Source organism: Actinomycetospora sp. 2LY8.5, assembly GCF_057180585.1.
The window spans coordinates 1-23,095 of sequence record NZ_JBXUHE010000025.1; the positions used below are offsets into that span (position 1 = coordinate 1).

General features: G+C 75.1%; 23 protein-coding genes and 2 pseudogenes. 17 read left to right on the forward strand and 8 right to left on the reverse strand.

The features are described 5' to 3' along the window. Positions 1 to 252: 252 nt before the first annotated feature. Positions 253 to 576, reverse strand: coding sequence for a hypothetical protein (locus tag AC2A1K_RS22865; protein WP_483898637.1), 324 nt, complete (start codon positions 574 to 576; stop codon positions 253 to 255). 337 nt (positions 577 to 913) lie between these two features. On the opposite strand from AC2A1K_RS22865, the gene AC2A1K_RS22870 reads away from it, so the two are divergent. The 4 genes from AC2A1K_RS22870 (at position 914) to AC2A1K_RS22885 (ending at position 3,180) form a co-directional block, all read left to right on the forward strand. Continuing rightward, positions 914 to 1,555: a response regulator gene (locus AC2A1K_RS22870; RefSeq protein ID WP_483898638.1), complete on the forward strand. Its 642-nt coding sequence runs from the start codon at positions 914 to 916 to the stop codon at positions 1,553 to 1,555. A 124-nt stretch (positions 1,556 to 1,679) separates the two neighbouring features. Beyond that, on the forward strand, positions 1,680 to 2,024 hold the full coding sequence (locus AC2A1K_RS22875) for a hypothetical protein (RefSeq protein WP_483898639.1): 345 nt from the start codon (positions 1,680 to 1,682) through the stop codon (positions 2,022 to 2,024). Beyond that, entirely contained in the window at positions 2,009 to 2,794 is a 786-nt protein-coding gene (locus AC2A1K_RS22880) for a SpoIIAA family protein (RefSeq protein ID WP_483898640.1), read from the forward strand. The genes AC2A1K_RS22875 and AC2A1K_RS22880 overlap by 16 nt, the downstream gene beginning before the upstream one ends. Positions 2,795 to 2,964: 170 nt before the next feature. After that, on the forward strand, positions 2,965 to 3,180 hold the full coding sequence (locus tag AC2A1K_RS22885) for a hypothetical protein (RefSeq protein WP_483898641.1): 216 nt from the start codon (positions 2,965 to 2,967) through the stop codon (positions 3,178 to 3,180). A 597-nt stretch (positions 3,181 to 3,777) separates the two neighbouring features. On the opposite strand, the gene AC2A1K_RS22890 is transcribed toward AC2A1K_RS22885, so the two are convergent. After that, the gene (locus AC2A1K_RS22890; RefSeq protein WP_483898642.1) at positions 3,778 to 4,059 is read right to left on the reverse strand and encodes a hypothetical protein; all 282 of its coding nucleotides are present in this window, start codon (positions 4,057 to 4,059) and stop codon (positions 3,778 to 3,780) included. Positions 4,060 to 4,295: 236 nt separating this feature from the next. After that, positions 4,296 to 5,006 (reverse strand): TetR/AcrR family transcriptional regulator, encoded by a 711-nt coding sequence (locus tag AC2A1K_RS22895; protein ID WP_483898643.1) that lies wholly within the window; start codon positions 5,004 to 5,006, stop codon positions 4,296 to 4,298. Between the two features lie 58 nt (positions 5,007 to 5,064). Between AC2A1K_RS22895 and AC2A1K_RS22900 the strand changes: the two genes are divergently transcribed. From AC2A1K_RS22900 to ppk2, 8 genes are all read left to right on the forward strand, one after another. Further along, positions 5,065 to 6,558, forward strand: a complete 1,494-nt coding sequence (locus AC2A1K_RS22900) for an MFS transporter (protein ID WP_483898644.1) — start codon at positions 5,065 to 5,067, stop codon at positions 6,556 to 6,558. A gap of 279 nt (positions 6,559 to 6,837) precedes the next feature. Then, positions 6,838 to 7,836 carry a zinc-binding alcohol dehydrogenase family protein gene (locus AC2A1K_RS22905; RefSeq protein ID WP_483898645.1) on the forward strand — a complete coding sequence of 333 codons (999 nt, stop codon included), beginning with the start codon at positions 6,838 to 6,840 and terminating at the stop codon, positions 7,834 to 7,836. Between the two features lie 311 nt (positions 7,837 to 8,147). Continuing rightward, positions 8,148 to 9,827 carry a GAF domain-containing sensor histidine kinase gene (locus tag AC2A1K_RS22910; protein ID WP_483898646.1) on the forward strand — a complete coding sequence of 560 codons (1,680 nt, stop codon included), beginning with the start codon at positions 8,148 to 8,150 and terminating at the stop codon, positions 9,825 to 9,827. A 157-nt stretch (positions 9,828 to 9,984) separates the two neighbouring features. Next, on the forward strand, positions 9,985 to 10,527 hold the full coding sequence (locus tag AC2A1K_RS22915; RefSeq protein WP_483898647.1) for a universal stress protein: 543 nt from the start codon (positions 9,985 to 9,987) through the stop codon (positions 10,525 to 10,527). After that, on the forward strand, positions 10,524 to 11,297 hold the full coding sequence (locus tag AC2A1K_RS22920) for a hypothetical protein (protein ID WP_483898648.1): 774 nt from the start codon (positions 10,524 to 10,526) through the stop codon (positions 11,295 to 11,297). Before AC2A1K_RS22915 ends, AC2A1K_RS22920 begins: the two co-directional genes overlap by 4 nt. Positions 11,298 to 11,446: 149 nt before the next feature. Then, entirely contained in the window at positions 11,447 to 12,208 is a 762-nt protein-coding gene (locus AC2A1K_RS22925; RefSeq protein ID WP_483898649.1) for a DUF6544 family protein, read from the forward strand. 17 nt (positions 12,209 to 12,225) lie between these two features. Further along, entirely contained in the window at positions 12,226 to 12,624 is a 399-nt protein-coding gene (locus tag AC2A1K_RS22930) for a hypothetical protein (protein ID WP_483898650.1), read from the forward strand. A 183-nt stretch (positions 12,625 to 12,807) separates the two neighbouring features. Then, complete coding sequence (gene ppk2 / locus AC2A1K_RS22935; protein ID WP_483898651.1) at positions 12,808 to 13,665, forward strand: polyphosphate kinase 2; 858 nt, start codon at positions 12,808 to 12,810, stop codon at positions 13,663 to 13,665. Positions 13,666 to 13,744: 79 nt separating this feature from the next. Here the strand turns inward: ppk2 and AC2A1K_RS22940 are convergent. Next, positions 13,745 to 14,131 (reverse strand): annotated as a pseudogene (locus AC2A1K_RS22940) (GtrA family protein); the annotation flags it as partial. A gap of 55 nt (positions 14,132 to 14,186) precedes the next feature. Between AC2A1K_RS22940 and AC2A1K_RS22945 the strand changes: the two are divergent. Next, positions 14,187 to 15,647, forward strand: a complete 1,461-nt coding sequence (locus tag AC2A1K_RS22945) for an ArnT family glycosyltransferase (RefSeq protein ID WP_483898652.1) — start codon at positions 14,187 to 14,189, stop codon at positions 15,645 to 15,647. On the opposite strand, the gene AC2A1K_RS22950 is transcribed toward AC2A1K_RS22945, so the two are convergent. From AC2A1K_RS22950 to AC2A1K_RS22960, 3 genes are read right to left on the reverse strand one after another with little or no spacing between them, the layout of a single operon-like run. Then, positions 15,629 to 16,330 (reverse strand): glycosyltransferase, encoded by a 702-nt coding sequence (locus AC2A1K_RS22950; protein ID WP_483898653.1) that lies wholly within the window; start codon positions 16,328 to 16,330, stop codon positions 15,629 to 15,631. The genes AC2A1K_RS22945 and AC2A1K_RS22950 overlap by 19 nt on opposite strands. Further along, the gene (locus AC2A1K_RS22955; protein WP_483898654.1) at positions 16,315 to 17,166 is read right to left on the reverse strand and encodes an NAD-dependent epimerase/dehydratase family protein; all 852 of its coding nucleotides are present in this window, start codon (positions 17,164 to 17,166) and stop codon (positions 16,315 to 16,317) included. Before AC2A1K_RS22955 ends, AC2A1K_RS22950 begins: the two co-directional genes overlap by 16 nt. Positions 17,167 to 17,176: 10 nt before the next feature. After that, entirely contained in the window at positions 17,177 to 17,989 is an 813-nt protein-coding gene (locus AC2A1K_RS22960; protein WP_483898655.1) for an aldolase/citrate lyase family protein, read from the reverse strand. A gap of 241 nt (positions 17,990 to 18,230) precedes the next feature. Here AC2A1K_RS22960 and AC2A1K_RS22965 point away from each other — a divergent pair. The 3 genes and pseudogenes from AC2A1K_RS22965 (at position 18,231) to AC2A1K_RS22975 (ending at position 21,815) form a co-directional block, all read left to right on the forward strand. Then, positions 18,231 to 19,225, forward strand: a pseudogene (locus tag AC2A1K_RS22965) (iron ABC transporter substrate-binding protein). Further along, positions 19,222 to 20,742, forward strand: a complete 1,521-nt coding sequence (locus AC2A1K_RS22970) for an ABC transporter permease (RefSeq protein WP_483898656.1) — start codon at positions 19,222 to 19,224, stop codon at positions 20,740 to 20,742. Before AC2A1K_RS22965 ends, AC2A1K_RS22970 begins: the two are co-directional and overlap by 4 nt. Beyond that, positions 20,739 to 21,815: an ABC transporter ATP-binding protein gene (locus AC2A1K_RS22975; protein ID WP_483898657.1), complete on the forward strand. Its 1,077-nt coding sequence runs from the start codon at positions 20,739 to 20,741 to the stop codon at positions 21,813 to 21,815. Before AC2A1K_RS22970 ends, AC2A1K_RS22975 begins: the two co-directional genes overlap by 4 nt. On the opposite strand, the gene AC2A1K_RS22980 is transcribed toward AC2A1K_RS22975, so the two are convergent. Further along, positions 21,803 to 22,348, reverse strand: a complete 546-nt coding sequence (locus AC2A1K_RS22980) for a TetR/AcrR family transcriptional regulator (protein WP_483898658.1) — start codon at positions 22,346 to 22,348, stop codon at positions 21,803 to 21,805. The two genes, AC2A1K_RS22975 and AC2A1K_RS22980, sit on opposite strands and share 13 nt — an antisense overlap. Before the next feature lie 94 nt (positions 22,349 to 22,442). Here AC2A1K_RS22980 and AC2A1K_RS22985 point away from each other — a divergent pair, with 94 nt between their 5' ends. Then, positions 22,443 to 23,093 (forward strand): response regulator transcription factor, encoded by a 651-nt coding sequence (locus AC2A1K_RS22985; RefSeq protein WP_483898659.1) that lies wholly within the window; start codon positions 22,443 to 22,445, stop codon positions 23,091 to 23,093. Positions 23,094 to 23,095 lie beyond the last annotated feature (2 nt).

A 23,095-nucleotide genomic window follows, 5' to 3' on the forward strand; every position in this document is an offset into this window, starting at 1 on the left:
CCGCCGATCTCCGGTGGCCTCACCCCGGTGTTCCACCGGTACTACGACGCGCCCACCGACACCGGCCCGATGTTCCGCCTCGACGACCAGGCCGCGGCACGCGCGAGCGGCTGCCCGGTCTGACCGGGCCCACGAGCATGCGAGCGCGTGGCGTTACGGACACTCAGTGTCTGCGACGCCACGCCGCTGACACCTCTCAGACCTCGACGACCATGACCGGCGTGCTCTTTCCGGTCTCGTCCGGGAGCAGCGTCAGCACCGGAGCGAGCGATGCCTTCGAGAACTCACATCCGGTCGTGAGGCCGTGTTTCGTTCATCGGCCCGCCGCTTCTGCTCGACACGGTAGCCGGCGACGATGTGGGTGAGGCCTGCCACTGCGACCGCCAGCGCGGCCAGGGGGTAGATGACGGCCGCCACGCACGTCACGAGCGCCCAGAGCCCGATCAGCAAGAACAGCGCGCGGTGGTAGCGCTCTCGCGCAACCGCTGCGCCGAGTCCCTCGACCCCCTGCTCACCAGCACGCGGCTGCCCCCAGGCCAGCAACCGCGGCAACGGGATGGAGATGCGCGACGTCACGGCCGACCCCCGAGATGGAACCGCAGCGAGGGTCACCCGACCCATGGTCCGACGATACGGGACATGGTTGCCCTGCCGCGGTGGACTCGACACCGGAGAGCGGAGCAGTCCGCCCTTTCGAGTGCGCCTGCGGAGGGCGCAGCTCGCCCGGCAGGCGTCGGCGAAACGCTCACCGCGCGAACCGCAGCACACCGGACCGACCCCTGCGTCCCCTGATCACGGGGACGTTCGGCCCTGGTCCGGCCGCCCGGCGATCCGAATGCTGAGCAACCGGAGGTCCTCCTGCGGCGAGCCCGGGTTCGTTGCCGCCCATCGGACCTCCGGAGAGGAGCGCGCCGTGATCACGGTGTTCCTGGTGGATGACCACGAGGTGGTGCGCCAGGGGGTTGCAGCTCTGCTGGACGCGGAGGATGACCTGGAGGTCGTCGGGGGTGCGAGCTCGGTCGCCGAGGCGTTGGCGCGCATCCCCGCGGTGCGTCCTCGGGTCGCCGTGCTCGACGTGCGACTCGCCGACGGCTCGGGCATCGAGCTGTGCCGCGAGCTGCGGTCGCGGATGCCCGAGCTCATGTGCCTGATGCTGACCTCGTACACCGACGAGCAGGCGATGTTCGACGCCGTGCTCGCCGGAGCCGCCGGCTATGTGATCAAGGACGTGCGCGGCAACGACATCGTGAACGCCGTGCGCGAGGTCGGCTCGGGTAGATCGCTGCTCGACGGGCGCGCCGCGAGCGCACTCATGAACCGGTTGCGCACCCGGGACGAGACCCCGGATCCGCTCGCCGAGCTCACGGCCAAGGAACGCGAGGTGCTCGGCTACATCGGCGAGGGCCTCACCAACCGCGAGATCGGGCAGCGCATGTTCCTGGCCGAGAAGACGGTGAAGAACTACGTGTCGGCGCTGTTGGCGAAGCTGGGCATGCAGCGCCGTGTGCAGGCCGCCGTCCTCGCCAACAAGGTCCGTTCCGACGAGACCCGGTGACGGTGCGGCGCTGTCCTGAGCGGTGAGCGCCCCCGACCCAGGCCGAACCGCGGTACCCATGGACGCGCCGGCGCGGGACCATCGGCCCTCACGCTGCGGCGGGCGCGGCGTGACGATCGGTCGCATGGCGGAAGCACGGGATCTCGCACAGGAGCACACGGAACACGGGGTCGACGGCGTCGACCGTGTCGGTCAGGTCCTCGACGCCGGGCTCCGGCGCGGGGCGGTCGCCGTCGACGACATCCGGTCGCGGCTGCCGGCGAACCCTGTGCCGATCTACCTCGGTCTCGGTGCGCTCGCGGTGACTGGTCTCGTGAGCTGGCCGATCGCGGTGGCGGCCGGGTGCGGATACGCGGCCTTCCGGCACTGGGAGCCGCAACCGAGCGGGACACCCCACCCCGTGGTCGGTGCGAGCGCGGAACCCGGTGGGGTCCTGAGGGGCGAGGAGGAACCGTGCTCGAGAAGATGACCGACACCCCGCCCGGGATCGACGGTGTCCGTGCCGGCGGTGTACTGACCCGGGGCGAGTACGACACGGTCGTGCTGCCCCTGCTGGAGGAGGCCGAGCGGACGGGCCGGCGCCTCCGTGTCCTCTGTCAGGTCGATGACCACTACCGCGGGCTCACCCCGCGGGCGTTGTGGGAGGACCTGCGTCTGGGCGTGCACGCCATCGGCCGCTTCGCCGCGTGCGCGGTCGTCACCGACATCGCCTGGATCCGGACCGCGAGTCGTCTCGCGTCCTTCGCCCTGCCGTGCCCGGTGCGGGTGTTCGAGCTCGACGACCGGGACGACGCCGTGGCGTGGCTGGTGGCTCTCGAGGACGGGCCGCGCATCCATACGAGAACCCACCCCGACACCGGCGTCGTCGTGGTGGAGGTCGACCGTCCGTTGCGGACCGCCGACATCGAGGCTCTCGCGGCGGCCGTCGACGACGAGCTGCGCACGGCGCCGGAGCTGCGCGGCCTGGTGCTGCACGCTCCCGGCATCCCGGGCTGGGAGAACCTGCCCGCGCTGTGGCGCCACGTCGGCTTCGTGGCCGGTCACCAGCGCCGCGTCCGCCGCCTCGCCCTGGCCGTCGACGGGACGGTCCCGGCGGCCGGCGCGGTCGTCGCGGGCGCGGCCCTGCACCCGACGGTGAAGCACTTCCCGTCCGCTGACCTCGACGCCGCGATCGCCTGGGCCGCGGCCGAGGAAACCCCCGCGCACACCACCGGCACGTCCGCGGCGGGGACCGAATGACAGCGCAGATCGACGTCTCCCCCCGGGGGGAGGTCGAGACCGGGCACCACCCACCGCCGGACGGGGTCGATCCAGCGCCGTGCTCGGGACCTTCGGCCCTCCCGCGCCGGAACGGCCGTGCACACGGTGGCCCGGTCGCACCCCGCAGTCCCCGAGGTGAACGGGAACCCATGACGGCGCAGCTCCCGGTACATCCCTGGTTCGACGACGTCGACAGCGACGGCGAGACCGTCGCCCGTCTGAGCGTCGAGTTCCCGCGGCGGTCGGTGGCCCGCGTCGCGGCCACGGTGAGCTCGTGCCGCCGCGATCTCGACGGTTCTCCCCCCGGGGCGATGCCGGAGCTGGTCGAGCGCCTCGCCCGCCAGCGCCTGCGCAGCTCTGCCTGATCCCTGGGCGGTGAGGAACCGAGGACCCGAGCCCTGAGGGAGATCCGCAGGTGGGCGACTGGCCGATCGTGGAGGGTGTCGATTCCCGCGGGTCTGCGGCGCTGACCCTCGCCGAGCTGCAACGCCGGTCGGTGGTCGCGGTCACCGGCTACCACCAGCAGGTCCACCACAGCCTCGCTGCCTTCGCCACCGAGCACGCCGTGGAGCTCGATGTCGACGCGGACCACGGACGTCACCGAGTCGCCGAACCTGGTGTCCGTGCCGCGGGCTTCCCAGCCGGCGGGCGACACCGTCGACGACCGGTTCCGGTTCGTCGGCCCGCTGCTCGAGGGACGGGAGCAGGACGACGCCCGGGCGCGGCCGCGCCCCGACCTCGGATCGATCTTCGCTGGTCACCCGACTTCCACCGATCCGGCCGGGACGCCTTCTCGGTGCGCCTCGTGGCGGCGGGGCCCGCGGGGGCGGACGCGACCGAACAGCATCTCTCGTGGGGCCGTGTCAGGCAGCGTCGGGTTCGCGGACCGTCCGCGGGAGTCGGATGGCTGGGCCGGGCGGCATCCGACGATCACGCAGGCTGGGGCCGATCGACCCCATGGTTCAGCGGAAGCTCTGGTCGACGATCGTGGGGTCGCGTCGTGGGGCCAGTCGGGCGAGGCGAGCGTCCGGGTCGGTGAGGGCGGCGCGGAACCGTTCGGGCCACGAGTCGAGGTCGGGCCCGAGGTAGCGGGTGAGCTTGCGGGTCGCGCGCTCGGCGTCCATGGGAACGACATGGGCGGGGCCGGTGGCGATGACGTGCCGTACGGCGCCGGTATCGAGGTCGCAGGTGTCGATGACCATCGCGACTTCGGGATCGGTGGCCAGTCGCTTCGGGAGCTTCAACGGGCCGACGGTGAGGCGGTAGGACCTCGACCCGGGTTGAGATCAACCAACAGGGAGGCCGTTCGCCGAAGTCCAGGGCGACCCGGCGCGGTCGAACCACGGCGTGCGGCGACTTTCACGTCGCGTGGCCGCCCGGGGCCCGACTGAGCTGTCACTGGTCTCGCTCCGGGGTGCCCGTGATGCCTCGGTGCGAGGGTCGGGGCAACGCACGCTGGGCAGGCGTCGCGTTCTTCGGATCACGAAGGGTCGGCGAGTTGCGCGGCCAGGCCGCGCAGCAGCGCGTCCGCGGCTCGCTGGAACTGGTCGGTCCAGCCGCTGGTTGTCGTGTCGGGGAGCGCGGCGAGGGTCGGATAGCGGTCGGCGTGTGCGCGTAGGTGGTCGTGCATGGCCCGGCGGGTGGCATCTTCTCCTGTTCCCTGCATGGCGGTCTGGCTGGTGACGCTGCCGATGACGAGGTTGCTGACTGCCGCGGCGGCGGCGGTCAGGGCGGCGTCGGTGAACCCGGCCCGGGCCAGGGCGGTGTAGACGGCCTCGGACCGGTGCAGGGCCTGTGGTCCCAGCAGCGGGCGTGAGGCGGCCAGTGCGCCGGACCAGGGGTGGCGCAGCAACGCTTCGCGCAGGCCGGCCATGAACCCAGCGACCGCGACGGTCCAGTGGCCAGCGGGTTCGGCGGGTTCGGCGAGCTCGCCGAACACGGTGTCCAGGGCGAGGTCGAGCACGTCGTCTCGGGTGCTGACGTGCCAGTACAGCGACGTCACGTGCACCCCGAGTCGCTGCGCCAGGGCGCGCAGGGTCAGGGCCGCGGGGCCGCCCTCGTCGAGCAGCGCGACCGCCGACCGGGCGATCGCGTCGCGGTCGAGACTGCCGCGGACGCGGGTCGGCGGCCGCTCGCGGAACCAGATGGCCCCGGGCATGGGCGGTCCGGGGTCAGCCTTCTTCGGGCTCACCCCTACAGCATAGGACTAAGTGTGGTAGTCCTACGGAGTAGGTCTAAGGAGGTTGGGTATGGGTCAGGCCAGGGAGGCGGGCGCGGAGGCGGCCACGGACGGGCACCCTCGGCGGTGGTGGATTCTCGTCGCGATCTGCGCGTCGCTGCTGATCATCGTCGTCGACAACACGGTGCTCTCGGTCGCGCTACCCGCGATCGCTGAGGCGTTCGAGGCCGGCACCGCGGTCTTGCAGGCCGTCGTGGACGCCTACGTGGTGGTGTTCGCCGGGCTGCTGGTGGCGGCCGGCGTGGCGGGCGATCGGTACGGACGGCGCCGGGTCCTGTTGTGCGGGTTGATGGTGTTCGCGGCCGCGTCGGCGGTGGCGGGCCTGGCCGGGTCGGCGGCGGTGCTCATCGCCGCGCGGGCGGTGATGGGGGTCGGCGCGGCGCTGGTCATGCCCGCCACTCTGGCGATCCTGGTGAACGTGTTCCCCGAGACCGAACGACCGCGCGCCTTCGCGGCGTGGGCGGCGGTGGCGGCCGTCGCGATGGCGGGGGGACCGGTTCTCGGGGGCCTGCTGGTCGAGTGGTGGTCCTGGGCCGGGGTGTTCTGGATCAACGTGCCGCTCGCTCTCGCCGCGGTGGGCGTCGTTGCCACGCTCGCTCCGGAATCCCGGGATCCCGCCGCCGGGCGCCTGGATGTCGTCTCCGCGGTCCTGGTCACCGTCGGGATGAGCGGGCTGATCCTGACCGTGCTGGTCTCGGGTGAGGGTGGCCCGACCGCCGCGATCGTCGGTGCCGGTCTGGTCGCCGCGACCGGGCTGGGCGGGTTCGTCCGACGTCAGCTGCGCTCACCGGCCCCGATGGTCGACCTCGCCCTCTACCGTGACCCTCGATTCGCTGGGGGCAGCGCGGCCGCGGCGGTACTCACGCTCGGCACCGGCAGCGCGTTGTTCGTGCTGACCCAGTATCTGCAACTGGTCCGCGGCCAGAGCGCGCTGGCCGCCGGTGTCGCTCTCGCCCCGCTCGCTGTCGGTGTCGTCGCCGGATCCACTGCCGGCGGGCGCGTGACGGGCCGAGTGGGAGCCCGCGCGTGCGTGGTCGCCGGCTTCGGGGCGGTCACCCTCGGATTCGTGCTGCTCGCCCAGCTCGCGACGGACAGCGTGTACGTGCACGTCGGGGCCGGGCTCGCGTTGCTCGGTCTGGGCGCCGGGTTCTCCAGCCCGGCTGTGACCAGCGTCGTGCTCGGAGCCGTTCCCGGCCATCGCGCCGGCATGGGCTCCGCGCTGCACGACACTCACCAGCAACTGGGGATCGCCGTCGGGGTGGCCGCGATCGGCGCGATCCTGACCGGCGTGTATCGCAGCGAGCTGCACGACCGCACCGGCGTCGAGGACAGCGCGCTGGCCCTCACGCTGCAGCGCGGCAGCCCACAGACCGCCGGCGCCGGCGCCGAGGCGTTCCTGGCCGCGCAATCGAGCACCATGCTGGTCGCCGCCGGGTGCGCCGCGGTCGGCGCGGTCATCGCCGGGCTCACCCTCGGTCGACCCGCCGAACGCGCGCGGACCTAAGGCGGCGTTGGGGCAGCGTTGGGGTGGTGCTGGCCAGGCGGGGGTTGACGATGTCGGCGCTTCGAGGCCGTGCGGGGCCCGCGGTGACGCTCTTCGGGTCGGCGGTCGCCGTCGCGATGGCCGCCGTCCTGGGCTCGATCCTGGGGTCGGGCGCCACGCAGCTGTTCGGTCTCACCGCCTCGGGCGTTCGACTCGCGCCCGAGGGGCAGCGGCCGCCGGATTGTCATGAGTCTCGCAGCCGGCGCGGGAGGCCCCTCACCCCGGAGGACGATGAGCCGCATGCGCGCCTTCCGTGTCACGCGACCGGGACCGGCGGCCGAGGGCCCGCTGGACCCGGTCGAGGAGCCCGTCCCCGAGCCCGCCGCCGACGAGCTGCTCGTCGCGGTGCTCGCGTGCGGGGTCTGCCGCACCGACCTGCACGTGGCCGAGGGCGACCTGCCGGTCCGCCGCCCCGGGGTGGTCCCCGGCCACGAGGTCGTCGGTCGGGTGGAACGGGCGGGTCCCGACGTGGTCGGGTTCGCCGAGGGCGACCGCGTCGGCATCGCGTGGCTGCGCCGCACCTGTGGGGCCTGCCGGTTCTGCCTGCGCGGGTCGGAGAACCTGTGCCCGGCCTCGCGCTACACCGGATGGGACTCCGACGGCGGTTACGCCGAGTACGCGACGGTGCCGGCGGACTACGCCCACCGCCTCCCGGACGGCTACCACGACGTCGAGCTCGCGCCCCTGCTGTGCGCGGGGATCATCGGCTTCCGCGCGCTGCGCCGTGCCGAGCTGCCCGCCGGCGCACGGCTGGGTGTGTACGGCTTCGGCGGCAGCGCCCACCTGGCCACCCAGGTCGCCCTGGCCGAGGGGGCGACCGTGCACGTGATGACGCGCAGTCCCGCGGCGCGGCAGCTGGCGCTCGCCCTCGGAGCGGCCTCGGCCCAGGGCGCGGCGGACGCCCCGCCGGAGCCGCTGGACGCCGCGATCCTGTTCGCCCCCGCCGGGGAGCTCGTGCCCCCGGCGCTGGAGGCCCTCGACCGCGGAGGCACCCTGGCGGTGGCCGGCATCCACCTCAGCGACGTCCCGGTCCTCGACTACCAGCGGCACCTGTTCCAGGAGCGCACGCTGCGCAGCGTCACCGCCAACACCCGGGCCGACGCACGGGCCTTCCTGCGGGTCGCCGGTGAGCACCGTCTCGAGGTGACGACGATGCCCTACCCCCTGGAGAGGGCCGGCGAGGCGCTGGCCGACCTCGCCGCCGACCGCATCACCGGAGCCGCTGTGCTCGTGCCCTGAGAGCAGGTCCCCGGACCCGAGGGTGTCGAGGCGGCCGCGCACGTGGTGGGCCGCCAGTGGCCGCGATCGGGACCTTCGTCCCCGGGTCCGTGGTGGTCGGCGTCGACCGCTGGGAGGGATCGGCGGCGGGTGTGCGGGTGGTCGCCGTGTCCGGTGGTCGTCGTGCCGTTGGCGCTCACCGCCGACGCGTCCCACGCCGGGGAGCCGCCGGCCCGGGCGCTCACGGGGACCTCCGGCCCTGGTCGCCGGGTCCCGGTCGCACGACCATGGGGCCACGGGACCGGTGGCCGGCGGGGGAGAAGGACATCGTGGTGGAGGCCGAGGACGGGGCGTCGAACCCGCTCGGCGGTGTGGCGCGCCCCGAGAGGGCGGCCGCCCTCTTCTCGTCGATGGTGGCCGTCTCCGAAGGTCTCGACCTCGACACCACCCTGCGACGTCTCGTCGAGGTCGCGACCGAGCTCGTGGACGCCCGCTACGGCGCCCTCGGCGTGCTCGACGCGACAGGGCGCGGGCTCGCCCGGTTCGTCCACACCGGGCTCGACGACGCGGCACGGGCCCGCATCGGCGAGCTGCCCCGGGGCCGCGGGCTGCTGGGGGAGCTGATCCGTCACCCCGTTCCGCTCCGACTCGACGACCTGCACGCGCACTCGGCCTCGGTCGGCGTCCCGCCCCACCACCCGCCGATGCGGACCTTCCTCGGGGTGCCGATCCGGGTGCGGGGCGAGGTCTTCGGCAACCTGTACCTGACCGACAAGCGGGACGGAGAGTTCACCGCCGACGACGAGGACGTGACCGTCGCCCTGGCCGCGGCCGCCGCGGTGGCCGTCGAGAACGCCCGTCTGCACCAGGACACCCGTCGGCTGGTGGCCGAGGGGCAGCGGCGCCAGCGCTGGCTGGAGGCGTCGAGCGAGATCACGACGCAGGTCCTCGCGGGCGCCGACGCCGAGGAGGTCCTGGTCCTGGTGGCCGAGCGGGCCGTCGAGCTCGCCGAGGGGGTCGGGGCCGTGATCACCTCGCCACCGGTCACGGACCTCGACGACGCGCCCCCGGTGCGGGTGACGGTGAGCGTGGGGCTGGAGACCGTGCTCCCGGTGGGCGCGCGCGTCGGTTTCGCGGCCTCGCCGATCGCCCTGGTGGCGCAGACCCGCCTGCCACGCGCCGAGGACGACCTCGTGCTCGAGGTCGACGGGCGGGAACGTCACCTGGGTCCCGCCCTGCTCGTCCCCCTCGACGGCGCCGCGGTGGTGTCCGGGATGCTCGTCGTCGTCCAGCGGCCGTGCTCGGGAAGCCTCGACGCGGAGGGGCTCTCCGCGGTGGGCTCGTTCGCCGACCAGGCCGCGCTGGTGCTGCGCCTGGCCGAGTCCCAGCGCGCTCGGCGCCAGCTCGACGTGGCCGCCGACCGGGAGCGGATCGCCGCCGACCTGCACGACCACGTCCTGCAGCGCCTGTTCGCGCTCGGCCTCGGACTTCAGGCCACCCAGGCCCGGCTCCGGTCGTACCCGGAGGCCGCGGGACGGGTCAACGAGGCGGTGGACCAGGTCGACGGCATCGTCCGGGACATCCGCACCAGCATCTTCGACCTGCACGCGGTCGGCAGCACGCCCGGGCTCGGCGGACGGTTGCGCGCCGCGGTGGCCGAGATGTCGGCGCACGTGGCGACCGAGCCGGTGGTGCGCCTGTCCGGGCCCGTCGACGTCGTGCCCGAGGAGCTCGCGGTGCAGGTCGAGGCGGTCGTTCGCGAGGGCGTGTCCAACGCGATCCGTCACGCGGGCGCCCACTCGGTGGTCGTCACCGTCTCGGTGGACGACGTCCTCGCCGTCGACGTCACCGACGACGGCGTGGGCATCCCCGAGACCGTCGCCCGCAGCGGGCTGGCGAACCTCGCCGCACGAGCGCGCGCACTCGGCGGCCACGTGCACGTGGGATCCCGTCCCGACGGGTCCGGGACGCGTCTCGCGTGGTGGGTCCCGCTCGCGGGGCCGCCGGGGTGATGTCCGGTCGGGACCCTCGGCCGTCCCGGGCGCAGCGGTGGACCGGACCGGGGACCGACGACCCGGCCGAAGGGGACCGTCCGGCTCCGGTGTCGCGTGCCGGTCCGCCACGAGGCTGTCCCTCGGAGGAGAGCGCCTGAGCCGGAGGAGTCGGCACATGAACGCCACCGAGAACGGGTCGGCACCGGTCGTCGTCGGGATCGACGGTTCCGACCACGCCGAGACCGCCCTGTGCTACGCGATCACCGAGGGCGCACGCCGGGGTCGCCCGGTGCGGGTGGTGGTCGCCCACGAGCCACCCGACGCCTGGATGTCGCCGTACGGCTTGCCGCTGCTCGCGGACAGCGGGGAGCTCCGCGCGTCGGTGCAGGACTCGGCGCGCGCCCGCGTCGAGGAGGTCCGCGGCCGGCTCGACGCCGCCGAGCGTGCGGTACCCGTGGACGTGCGAGCCGTGACCGGTCCGGCGGGGTGGGTCCTGGCCCAGGAGGGCGCCGGCGCTGCTCTGCTGGTGGTGGGGCACCGGGGCCGTGGCGCGCTGCGCAGCGCCGTGCTCGGATCGGTGGGGCTGTCGGTGGTGCTCCACGCCCCGTGTCCGGTGACGGTGGTGCCGTCGGTCCGCGCGGGCGACGACGCCGGAACCGAGGACGCCGCGCCGTCGGTGGCCGGCCCCCTCCCGACCGGCCCGGGCGACCGACCATGAGCACGACCCACACTCCGTCGACGCCGGCGCAGCGCTGGACGCCGATCGAGATCGCCGGCCTCCTCCAGGCCCTCGAGCCCCTCGGCGGGCCGGAGGCGCCGACGTGCGCGGTGTCGGTCCGCGAGCGGCGCGTCGAGCTCACCCTCGCTCCCGCGGCCGGCCCGGTCGCCCACCGCACCCTCGTGCACGCGGGGCGGCTCGTCGGCGCGATCGAGAACGCCGTGCGTGCGCTCGGCTGGGCGCCGCGCACCGTGTTCGCGGTGAGCGGCACGGCGCGGCCGCTCGCCACGATCTCGGCGGCACACCGCCGTCCGGCGACACCGACGGATCTGGCCCGCCGTCGGGTGGCCCGGGGACCGGGGGACACCCTGTCCCCCCGCTACGCCGGCACGGCCGACAGGGCGCGGGTGGTGGACATCGCCCATGCGGCGGGCCAGCGTGGTGCATGGTTGCACCTGCTCAACGGCCCCACCCGACACGGCGTGCCCGCCTGGCACACGCCCGGCACGGTCCCGACCGACACGCTCGGGCTCGACGTGTCGTGGCGCCGCCACCCCGTCCTGGCCGTGTGCACCCGGGACGACGGCGTGCGGGAGGCCGTCGTCGCGGGGGTCGTGGCCGAGCGGGCCACGGTCGAGGCCGCGCTGCAGGGGCTGGGCGCGGAGGTGCTCACCGGGGTCTTCGACGACGACGCGGTCCGCTCTGCGGTACTCCCCGCGGCCGAGCACGAGCACGGTGTCGGTCACGCGGCGGTCCGCCTCCACCCGTGACCGACGCAGCAGGGTCCCAGGGCCCCGGACGACCCGGGACGGCCGGTGCCGCGCGGGGACTGTCGGGCCCTGCCGCCGGTCGTCCCCACCCGGCAGCGTCATCGGCGGTGGTGGCCCGTCGTGGGCCCCGGACGAGGAGGGACGGTCCGATGAGCACCGACGTGACGGAGACGGCACCGCCCCGGCTCGCGATCCGGTACGCGGAGCGGTCGGTGGCACCCGCCGCCCGGGACGTCACGGGCGCCCGGATGGACAGCCGCGGGGAGATCCGGCTCGGCCGGTGGTGGTGGCCCTACCGGGCGCACGAGGTGACGCGGCCGCGGCACGGCTACTACCGCGAGCTTCGGGTCGCCGGGGTCGTGCGGGTCGTCGACTCGTGGGTCGCCGGGACCGCGCGTCGGGAGACGACGATCCTCGGCCGGCACCGGCACCCGGCCCTCGTGGGCCCCGACCTCGCGCGCGCCGACCTCGCCCACGCGGCGATGACCGCGATGTTCGTGCCGCCGGTGCTGGCGCCCTGCGACACGGTGCGATGGGCGGCCGAGGATCGCGACACCGCCACGGTCGCGTTCTCGGTCGCCGGCTTGCCCGTGACGCTGCGCCTGGAACTGCACCGGGGCGGGCTGCCTCGGCGGGTGACCACCACGCGCTGGGGGGACCCCGACCACACCGGCTTCTTCCGCCACGAGCCGTTCGGTGCGGAGATCCTCGAGCACCGCACCTTCGGCGGTCTCACGGTGCCCGCCACGGGCGTCCTCGGCTGGCGCCTCGACGGCCCGGGGCCGCAGCGGGAGATCCTGCGCTTCCAGATCGTGTCCCTCGAGCCGATCCGCGGGGACGGCCCGGTGCCGGCGGAGGTCGACGTCGACGAGCTGCCTCCGGACGCGGGCGAGGGGGAGACGAGGCGGTGAGGTCCCGGAGGTCTCGGGTGAGTGCGGACCTCCGCGGCCCCCGGGGCCGCACGGGGCGCGTCGCCGACCTCGACGACGGCACCGGGCCGCCGGGCGACGGTACGAAGGGCCCGCTGTCGGCCGGCGAGCTTGGCGTCCTCGCCGACCCGATCGAGCCACGGCCGCAGGTGCTCGCGGTCGAGCGCCCCCGGGTTCTCGACGATGTCGAGCATCAGGGCGATGCGGCGTGTGGCGTCCTTGGTCAGCCGGGCGTCGTCGTCGCGGGTGAGCGGGCGGTCGGGCCCGAACCGGCGGGCCGTCTCGACGATCTCCCCGGCCGCCGCGCGCAGGTCGTCCGCGTCGGGCTCCGTCCCGGCCGGGTCCAGCCCGCCGTCCGTGAATCGCTGCCGCGATCTCGAACCACCGCCGCACGGTGACGGCGACCGTGGTGAAGCTGTACGCCACGAGCATGGCGCCTCCGGAACTCCTCGACCGTCTCCGGGACGATCCTCGGCGCTTCGTCGTCACCGGTTCGAGATGGTGACGAGGCCGGGGAGTGGGCGAGCGCCGCTCGGCGCGACATGCTGGTGGCCGGTGTCGGAGAACAGGGGGTCACGGCGATGACGAGGGCCGCGGAGAAGCAGGAGAAGGCGAAGAAGCCGAAGAGGGCCAAGAAGCCGAAGCGCTTCCCCAAGGATCTGTACGAGGCCGAGCTGCTGCGGCTGCAGGGCGAGCTGGTGCAGATGCAGGAGTGGGTGAAGGCGACCGGGACCCGACTCGTCGTGATCTTCGAGGGACGCGACGCCGCCGGGAAGGGCAGCGCCATCCAGCGGGTCGTGGAGAACCTCAACCCCCGCGTCGCGCGCATCGTCGCCCTGCCCGCGCCCACCGAGCGCGAGCGCACCCAGTGGTACTTCCAGCGCTACATCGCGCACCTGCCCGCGGCCGGCGAGATCGTGCTGCTGGATCGCTCCTGGTACAACCGCGCCGGCGTCGAGCGGGTCATGGGCTTCTGCACCGAGCAGGAGTACGACCGCTTCCTGCGCCAGTGCCCGACCTTCGAGGACATGCTGATCGAGGACGGGATCCTGCTGCGGAAGTACTGGTTCTCGGTCAGCCCCGACGAGCAGGAGCGGCGGTTCCGCGAGCGCCTGGAGAACCCCCTCAAGCGCTGGAAGCTCTCGCCGATGGACCTGGAGTCGATCAGTCGCTGGGACGAGTACTCCAAGGCGAAGGACGACATGCTCGCCGCCACCGACACCGACATCGCCCCCTGGACGATCGTGGAGTCCGAGGACAAGCGCCGGTCGCGGTTGAACATGATCGCGCACCTGCTCCACACGGTGCCGTGGACGCCGATCGAGCTGCCGACCCTGGAGATCCCGGAGCGCCCGCCGGGAGACGGGTACGTCCGCCCGCCCCGCGAGGTCGCCCGCGCGGTCCCCGACCACGCGGCCACGCTGCTCGAGGAGAGCTGAGAGCGACGGGTCCGCCGCGGGCGCCGACGTGGGTGGCAGGCAGGACGACGCCGCGCAGGACGACGCCGCGCAGGACGAGGAAGCTGACCGTCGTCCCCAGCCCCTGCGAGACGAACCACGCCGCCGGGAGGACCCACCCCTCGCCCAGGACCGCCGGGAGCGCGGCGAGCGCCAGCCCGTGCGTGAGCACCACGACGGCGAAGGTCGTGGCCGCCAGCAGCACCATCCACCCCGTCGCCCCGCGCACGGTCGCCGAGCGGAACGTCCACCGCCGGTGGAGCACCGAGATCAGCGCCGTGCCGGCGACGAAGCTCAGGACGCGGGCGAGGTGGACGTCGCCGCCGACGCGCACCAGCGCGAGGTGCAGGCCCAGGCTCAGCGGCAGGACGATCAGGCCCGCGGTGAGGTACCGCGTGCCGGCCGCCACCAGGCCGCGAGCGCGGGTCTCCACCGTCACGCTCGCCATCGTGCCGTGCCGGCGCTCGGCGTGGCAGGGCCGCGCGAGCTGGAAGGATGCGACCGTGGACGGCGGCCGCGCGGCGATCGACACGCCGGTGCGGCGCCCGGCGCTGTCGTCGCGCGTCGTCGCGCTCGTCCCGCCCGCGGTGGCGCTCGCGATGGGTGCGGTGATCCTCACCCGCGGCACCGGGCTCTGGTACGACGAGCTCTTCTCCACCGAGGTGGCGCGCCTGCCGCTGGCGGAGATCCTCCGCGCGGCGTGGGAGGGGCGCGGGACCACCTGGTACCTGCGCGACATCCCGCCCTCCTACAACCTGCCCTGGTACGTCGTGGCGCACGTGGTGCTGCTGCTGCCGGGCACGGACAACGACCTGGCGCTGCGGCTGTTCGCGCTGCTGGCCGGGGCGGCCGCGTCGGGTGTGCTGGGCGCGGCGGTGGCGCGCCTCGCGGGCGACCGGCGGGTGGGGCTCGTGGCCGGGTTGGCCACCGCGCTGAACCCCCTGGTCCTCGAGTGGAGCGTCGAGGCGCGCTCGTACGGGCTCGCGCTCCTGGCGACCGCGGGGACGGCGTACGGCCTCGCGCGCTGGTTGGACCGCGCGCGGTGGGGGCTGCTCGTCTTCGGTCTGTGCGCGGCCGGCGCCGGGCTCGCGCACTGGTACGCGCTGCTGCCGGTGGCCGGCCTGACCGTCGCCGGGATCGTGCTCGCCCCGCGGCGCGCGGTGTGGCTCGCGCTCGTCGCGGTGGTCGCGGCCACGCCCGCGCTCGGGCTCGTCGCGCTGAACCTCGCGACCGTCGGGGACCGCAACGCCGCCCTGCTCTACGACACCGCCGGGCGCCTGCCGCTGTTCGCGGCGTGGCGGTGGTCGGGCCAGGACGTCGCGTTGGCCGGGGTGGTGACGGTCGCGGCGGCGCTCGGGGTGTGGCGCGCTCCGCCGCGGCTGCTCGTCGTCGTGACGGGCTGGCTGGCGCTGCCCGTGGTGGCGCTGCTGATCGCCGAGACCGAGTACCGGGCGGTCTACGAGCCGCGCTACGTGCTGCCGGCGCTGCTGGGCCTCGGTGTGCTCACGGCGGCCGGCGTGGCGTGCTGGCCGTGGCGCGGGCGCACGCTCCGGTGGGGGCCCGCGCCGGTGCTCGGCGCGGTGCTTCTCGTGCCCTCGCTGGTCGTCTCGGTCGGGCTGCTGTGGGCGCCGCCCCGCGAGCGCTCCGACGAAGTCGCGGAGATGATCGCGGCCGTCCACCGCCCGGGCGACGTCGTCATGGCCGGCGACCGCCAGTCGGCGCTCGCGCTGGAGCACTACGTTCGCACCCGCTACCCGCAGATGGCCCCCGACCTGCGCGTTCCGCCGATCGACGAGGCCCCGGACGCGGCGGTCGTCTGGTACGTCCGGGTCCGGATCATCCACGGGGAGACCGGCCCGGTGGACGGCGACGTGCTGCTCGCGAGCGCGGGGCGGCGGGTCGAGGGGCAGTGGTTCCTGCGGGCGACGTGGACCTCGCTGGTCGTTCAGCGGTGGGTGCGCTGACGCGCGCACCACCCCAGAGTCCGCACCGACTGGCGCAGCCGCGCCCGCGACGACCACGCGGAGGTCCCGACGGGCCGGGTCGCGCGGGCGACGGGACGCGACGCCACCCGCAGGCCCGCCCCCGCCGCGGTCCGCGGGCCGAGCGCGACGACCACGCTGGGGGCGGTCGCGCCGGTGGGGGAGAGGACGGCCGCCCGTCCTCGCGGCCCGAGGGCGACGAACGCACCCGCGTCGGGTGGCAGGCCGGTGAGCGCGGTGACGAGCAGGCGGTGCCCGCGCCCGGTGACCCGCCGGCCGGCCGACTCGTAGGTCCCGCGCCGCCCCGCGAACACGACGTCGTGGTCGTCGAGGCGCCCGAGCAGCGCCGGCAGCGCCTCGGGCGGGTCCTGGAGGTCGGCGTCGAGGCACACCCAGACGGCGGCGTCGGGCTCGTCGGCGAGCCCGCGGCGCAGGGCGGCGTGCTGGCCGACGTTGACCGCGAGCTCGGTGACCGCGACCCGGCGGTCGCGGGCGGCGAGGTCCCGCGCCACCGCGCCGCTGCCGTCCGGGCAGGCGTCGACGACGAGCCGCACCCGCCACGGGCGGCCGACGAGCGCGCGGGCGACGCGTCGCACCACCTCCTCGAGCGTGGCGGCGTTGCGGTGCACCGGGACGACGACGGCGACGGTCACCGCGCGCGCCATGTCCGGCGCAGGCCGTCGAGCAGGTCGACGGACGCCGTCCAGTCCAGCAGCTCCCGGGCGCGCGCGGGGTCGGCGACCCAGTGCGCCGTGTCCCAGTCGCGTCCGGGATGGGCGCCGACGTCGACGGCGATGCGCCGTCCGGTCGCCCGCTCGGCGAGGGCGACGAGCTCCTCGTTCGCGGTCTGGACCCCGGTGCCGAGGTTGAGCACGGTGCCCGGGGGGAGGTCGTCGGCCCGGGCCGCGCGGACGCAGGCGTCGACGACGTCGCCGACCCACACCCAGTCCCGCCGCCTCCCCGGGGCGGTGAGCGGCACCCGGTGACCGCCACGGGCGGCGTCGAGCACGACGGGCACGAACCGCGTCGGGTGGTCGCCCGGCCCGTAGACCTGGAAGGCCCGCAGGACGGTCGCGCGCACCCCGCGCTGCGCGGCGGCCGCGAGCAGCAGCAGCGATCCCGCCGCCTTCGTGGCGCCGAAGAAGCTCTGCGTGCTCAGCGGACCGTCCTCGTCCAGCGGGCGGTCGCCCGCCGCGTACTCGGTGGAGGATCCGAGCCGCACGACCGCCCGGCACCGAGGGCCGAGCGCGTCGACGAGCCACGGGCTGGTGTTGACCGCCGTGGTGACCGCGCGCGCCGCGGCGTCGCTCCGGTCGCGGGCGGCGGCCAGGCTGAACACGACGTCCGGGTCGGCGGCGCGCACCGCGGCGGTCGCGGCGGCCGGGTCGGCGAGGTCGATCCGGTCCCGGGTCAGCGCCGTGACCGACCAGCCGTCGGCGCGCAGACGGGCGAGGAGGTGACGCCCGACGAAGCCGCCGGCGCCCGTGACGAGCGCGTGCACCGGCCGGCCTTCAGACCAGCACGGGGGCCGGGACGGCCGCGGTGACCGCGCGGACGAACGCCTCCCGGTCGGTGGCTCGGGCGCGGTCGTCGCGGGAGCCCGCGAGGGCCACGGCGGCGTGGATGCGCGGGATCTCGGCGGCGGGATCGCGGTCGGCGGTGTCGGCGTGGAACGACCGGCGCAGGAACGTGAAGTCGATGCCGAGGCGTTCCATCTCGGCGGCGAGCAGCGCGCTGGGGATCGGGCGACCGGCGTCGGGGCGGGTCAGCCCGGCGACACCGCAGCGGTGCCCGGCCGCGGCGACGCGGTCGCGGACGTGCTCGACGGTGCCGTCGACCATCGGCGCGAACAGGCCCGCGGGGACCCCGGTGCGGGTCGCCCGGTCGATGCGCAGGTCGTTCAGGCCGACGTAGACGCGGGAGAGCGGACGGCGCGCGAAGGCGGCGACGGCGTCGACCGCGTCCTGGGTCTCGATCATCGCGGCGACCCCGCAGCGGCGGTCGGCCAGCGTCAGCACGCGGTCGAGCTGGGCCGGGCGCCGCAGCATCGGCACGAGCAGCTCGTCGGCGCCGAGGGCGACCGCCCGGTCGACCTCGCCGGGCGTCCAGCGACCCACGGGGTTGATCCGGCAGACGACGGTCGCGGCCGTGGCCGACCGGATCGCGCGCAGGTCGCGCGCGGTGTCGCGGTTGATCTGGGTGTCCTCGCCGGCCTGGCGCCGGGCCTTGCCCCGCCGCTCCCAGTCGATCACCACTCCGGTCACCCCTGCGGAGACCAGGCGCTCCACGTCGGGCCCGGACGTCGAGAAGACGAACAGGTCCACCGGTCTCCCATCACCCCGCCAGTGGTGAGCGAAGGCTCCACTGAGTTGCGCCCCTTCGGCCGAACGTCATCACACGGTGTCAGGCGAGAAGTCGCTGCGCACGGCCAATTTTGGGGGTGGAGCACGACGGTTTCCCGCGGTCTCGTGAGGTAAGGCGCGCCTGACTCGTCACGGCGCGTGCCGACGACGGTGAGAGGTGTCGTAGATGCCCGTCCGGGGCCGATGTGTCCGGTTGGTCCGGATGGTGCCGGCCCTCGTGGCCAGCGCCGTGCTGCTGGCCGCCTGCGCTGGAGCGCCCGCGCCGGAGGACCGGACGTTGACGCTGTACAACGCCCAGCACGAGGGTCTCGGCCGTCTGTGGGTCGACGAGTTCACCCGGCAGACCGGCATCCCGGTGCAGATCCGCGACGGCGGCGACTTCGAGCTCGGCAACCAGCTCGTGGCCGAGGGCGCCGCGTCGCCCGCCGACGTGTTCCTCACCGAGAACAGCCCGGCGATGTCGCTGGTGTCCGGCGCGAACCTCCTCGCGCCCGCCGACGGCTCCACCCGTGCCCAGGTGCCGGCCCGGTACTCCTCGACCCGGGGCGACTGGGTGGGGATCGCCGCGCGGACCACGGTCGTCGTCTACAACCCCGCGCTCGTCCCCGAGGACCAGCTGCCCGACTCGATCCTGGACTTCGCCCGGCCCGAGTGGCAGGCACGGGTGGCGTTCCCGCCCGGCGGCGCCGACTTCCAGGCCATCGTCTCGGCGGTGACGCCCTCAACGGGGACGCCGCGACCCGGCAGTGGCTGGCGGGGCTCAAGGCCAACGGGCGCATCTACCAGAGCAACACCGCGACGATGCAGGCCGTGAACCGCGGGGAGGTCCCGGCCGGGATCATCTACCACTACTACTGGTACCAGGATCGCGCCGAGGCGGGCGCGAACAGCGCCGCCACGGAGCTGAGGTTCTACACCAACGGCGACGCGGGCGGGTTCCTGTCGGTGTCGGGCGGCGCCGTCCTCGCCTCGAGCAGCCACCCCGCCGAGGCGCAGCAGTTCCTCGCCTTCCTCGCCGGCGTCCCCGGACAGGAGGTGCTCGCCCGGTCGGAGAACCTCGAGTACACGGTGGGCGCCGGGGTACCGGCCAACCCGGCCCTCAAGCCCTTCTCCGAGCTGCGGCCACCGCCGGTCGACCTCAGCACCCTCAACGGTCCGAAGGTCGTCGGGATGATGCAGCAGGCCGGCCTGTTGTGACGGCGACGGCCCCGCTGCGCGTGGCCGTCGCCTCGCTGGCCGCACTCCTGGCGCTGGTCCCGGTCGGCTACGTCGTCGTCTCGGCGGTCGCGGTGGGGCCGGCCGGTGTGGTCGAGCTCGTCTGGCGCCCGCGGGTCGGTGAGCTCCTGGTCAACACGACGGTGCTGGTCCTCGCGACGTCGTCGGCGTGTGTCGTCCTCGGCACCGCGACGGCGTGGATCACGGAGCGCACCGACCTGCCCGGCGCGCCGGTGTGGAGCGCCCTGTTCGCCGCGCCGCTCGCGGTCCCGGCCTTCGTCAACAGCTACGCCTGGGTGTCGGTCCTGCCCGGCGCGGACGGGTTCGTCGGGGCCCTCGTGGTGACCACGATGTCGTACTTCCCGTTCGTGCACCTCCCGGTGGCCGGCGTCCTGCGCGGCCTGGACCGTGACCAGGAGGACGTCGCCCGCGCGCTCGGCCTCTCGGCGCGTGCGGTGGCGCGGCGCGTGGTCCTGCCGACCCTGCGTCCGGCGATCGTCGGCGGCGCACTGCTCGTCGGGCTGCACCTGCTCGCCGAGTTCGGGGCGCTCGCGCTGCTGCGCTACCCGACCTTCACCACCGCGATCTACGACCAGTTCCAGTCGACCTTCGCCGGACCCGCGGCCGCGATGCTGGCGAGCGTGCTGGTCGTGCTGTGCCTGGTCCTGCTGACCGCCGACGTGGCGCTGGTCGGGCGGGCGCGCCAGGCGCGGATCGGCGGCGGCGCGGCGCGGCGGCGGTACCGCACGCCACTCGGCGGGGGGCGGGCACCCGCGCTGCTCGCAGTGGGCCTGCTCGTCGTCGCCGCACTCGGGGTGCCGCTGGCGAGCGTCGCGCGCTGGATGGTCACCGGGAGCTCCACGACCGTGGACCCGGCGGCACTCGCCACGGCGACGGCCACCTCGATCGGGCTCGGCCTGCTCGCCGCGGCGGTGACGACGGCTCTGACACTGCCCGTCGCCTGGCTCGCGGTCCGCCGGCCCGGCCGGTTCTCCCGCCTGCTCGAGCGCGCCACCTATCTCGGCAACGCCCTGCCGGGCATCGTCGTCGCCCTGGCCCTGGTCATCGTCGCGATCCGCCTCGTGCCCGGGCTGTACCAGACCACGCCGCTGCTGATCACGGCCTACGCGATCCTGTTCATGCCGCTGGCGCTGGTGAACCTCCGGGCCGCACTGCTGCGGGTGCCCCCGGAGCTCGAGGAGGTCGCCCACGGGCTCGGGTCACGTCCCGGCGCCGTGCTGGCCCGGGTCACCGTCCCGCTGCTCGCCCGGGGCGCCGGCGCCGCCGGGGCGCTGGTGTTCCTCGCGGTCTCCACCGAGCTCACGGCGACGCTGCTGCTCGCTCCGACCGGTACCGCGACGCTCGCCACGGAGTTCTGGGGCCCGGCCGTCGCCGTGTCCTACGGCGCCGCCGCCCCGTACGCGCTCACGATGATCCTGATCTCGGTCCCCGCGACGTTCCTGCTGACCCGCCAGGTGCACGCGGGGGCCCGTCGGTGACCGGGGTGGTCGTCGACGGCGTCACGAAGGCGTTCGGCGCCACCCCCGTGCTGCACGGCGTCTCGCTCACCGCCCCCGCCGGCACGCTGACGGCGGTGCTGGGCCGCTCGGGCTGCGGCAAGACGACCCTGCTGCGGATCGTCGCGGGGTTCGACCGCCCCGACGCCGGCTCCGTCGTGCTGCACGGGCGCCCGGTTGCGGGCCCGGACGGGGCGCTCCCGCCCGAGCGGCGCGGCGTCGGGTACCTCACCCAGGAGGGCTCGCTCTTCCCGCACCTCACGGTGGCCGCGAACGTCCTGTTCGGGCTGCCGTGGCGCGAGCGCCGTCGTCGCAGGGACGCCCGGGTCGCCGGGCTCCTCGAGACCGTCGACCTCGAGCCGTCGCTGGCTCGGCGCCATCCCCATGAGCTCTCCGGCGGCCAGCAGCAGCGGGTCGCCCTCGCCCGGGCGCTCGCCCCCGAGCCCGCGGTGGTCCTGCTCGACGAACCGTTCTCCTCGCTCGACGCGGGCCTGCGTGCCGACACCCGGCGCGCCGTGGTCAAGGCGCTCGCGGCGGCCGGGGCGACCGCGCTGCTCGTCACCCACGACCGCGCCGAGGCGCTCGTGCTCGCCCACCAGGTAGCGGTGATGCGGGACGGGGTCATCGCGCAGGTCGACCCGCCGGAAGCGATCTACCGCGACCCCGTCGACCCGGGCGTGGGGGCCCTCGTCGGCGACGCCGTGCTGCTCGACGGCCGGCACGACGGCGCGGGCGCGGTGTCCTGTGCGCTCGGGGTGCTCGCGGTGCGGCCGGGGCGGACCGGGACCGACGTCGCCGCGGGGCCGGTGCGGGTCCTCCTCCGCCCCGAGCAGATCGGCGTCGGGCCGGCCGGCGGGGGTGTCCGCGCGCGGGTGCGGTGGCGGGACTTCCGCGGGCCGGACGCGACCGTGGAGCTGGACCTCGAGGCGCCCGGAACCCACGTGATCCCCGGGACGGAGGTCGTCACGGCCCGTCTCCCGGGCGACGCGGCCGTCGCGCCCGGCGACGACGTCACCGTGACCGTGCGCGGCGCGGTCACGGCCTACCCGGTGTAGCCGTCCAGGAACCGAGCCAGGTCGTGGACCTCGGCGTCGAACCCCTCGGTGTCGGTCGGTGCGTCCATCGCCCGGACGACCGCGTCGTGGAGGCGGGCCTGGACCGTGCGGGCGGCCGCCGCCCCGGCGAGCTCCGCGAACACCGCGAGGACCTGGTCGGCCTGGGCGCCCTGCAGCAGGCGGTAATGACGGGGATGGCGCAGCGCCCAGTCACGGTAGGCGTGCGCGAGGCCGCTCCAGCGCCGCTCGGACGCGGCGCTGCGGGTCCGGTCGAGCGAGGAGCGCAGGGTGCGCGCGAGGGTGGTGAGGCCGTCGGCGACCAGGGCGTCGACCAGGGCGTCCCGGCTCGGGAAGTGGTAGCGCAGCGTCGCCCGCGACACCCCGAGCCGCGCGGCGATCGCGCGATACGAGAGCCCGGACGCCGTGCTCTCGGCGAGTTGGTCGAGCGCGGCGTCCTTGATGTCGAACAGCAGCTCCTGGACCCGCCGCTCGCGCCGGTCGTGCGGCTCCGGCGGGAGGACGAGGCTCGTCATCGTGATCGACCGGCCTCCGGGGGGTGCGCCGATTCGGACAACCGAGGTGAGGCTAGCCTTCGGAACAGCAGGCCCATCTCCCTAGAATGAGGGGGTGAGCAGCGCGAACCCGGTCGCCGTCGAGGGCTCCGTCGCGCTGGGGACCGTGCTCGTCGTCGACGACCACCGCGTGTTCACCGACGCCCTGCGCACCAGCCTGGAACGCCAGCGCGACGTCGCCGCGGTCGTGGTCGCGCACTCGGGCCGCGAGGCCCTCGCGCACGTCCGCCGCACCGCGCCCGACGCGGCGATCGTCGATCTCGACCTGCCCGACGGGTCGGGGCTCGTGGTGGTGTCGGCGCTCCGGGAGCTCCGGCCCGCGGCCCGGACGATCGTCCTCACGGCCCACGCGCGCCTCGACCTCGCCGAGCGCGCGGTCGCGGCCGGCGCCGCCGCCTTCCTGGCCAAGGAGGGCACGCTCGACCGCGTCCTCGCCGCGTTGCGCGCCCGGGCGCCCGGTGCCCCGGTCGTCGAGGCGGCGGCCCCTCCCGGGCACGTCGAGCTCACGGCACGGGAGTGCGACGTCCTGCGCCTGCTGGGACAGGGCCAGGAGCCCGCGCGCATCGCCGCCGAGCTGAAGCTGTCGCTCCACACGGTGCGGGGACACGTGAAGACCCTGCTGGCCAAGCTGGGCGCCCACAGCCAGCTCGAGGCCGTCGTCGCCGCGCACCGCCGGGGACTGATCAGCGTCGGCTCGCGGTACTGAGC

Bases quoted from the DNA above. Each gene is read 5' to 3' on its own strand.
- AC2A1K_RS22875 (WP_483898639.1), top strand. From the start codon at position 1,680: ATGGCGGAAGCACGGGATCTCGCACAGGAGCACACGGAACACGGGGTC.
- AC2A1K_RS22980 (WP_483898658.1), bottom strand. From the start codon at position 22,348: ATGACGAGCCTCGTCCTCCCGCCGGAGCCGCACGACCGGCGCGAGCGG.
- AC2A1K_RS22920 (WP_483898648.1), top strand. From the start codon at position 10,524: ATGAGCACGACCCACACTCCGTCGACGCCGGCGCAGCGCTGGACGCCG.
- AC2A1K_RS22905 (WP_483898645.1), top strand. From the start codon at position 6,838: ATGCGCGCCTTCCGTGTCACGCGACCGGGACCGGCGGCCGAGGGCCCG.
- AC2A1K_RS22915 (WP_483898647.1), top strand. From the start codon at position 9,985: ATGAACGCCACCGAGAACGGGTCGGCACCGGTCGTCGTCGGGATCGAC.
- AC2A1K_RS22900 (WP_483898644.1), top strand. From the start codon at position 5,065: ATGGGTCAGGCCAGGGAGGCGGGCGCGGAGGCGGCCACGGACGGGCAC.
- AC2A1K_RS22925 (WP_483898649.1), top strand. From the start codon at position 11,447: ATGAGCACCGACGTGACGGAGACGGCACCGCCCCGGCTCGCGATCCGG.
- AC2A1K_RS22950 (WP_483898653.1), bottom strand. From the start codon at position 16,330: ATGGCGCGCGCGGTGACCGTCGCCGTCGTCGTCCCGGTGCACCGCAAC.
- ppk2 (WP_483898651.1), top strand. From the start codon at position 12,808: ATGACGAGGGCCGCGGAGAAGCAGGAGAAGGCGAAGAAGCCGAAGAGG.
- AC2A1K_RS22885 (WP_483898641.1), top strand. From the start codon at position 2,965: ATGACGGCGCAGCTCCCGGTACATCCCTGGTTCGACGACGTCGACAGC.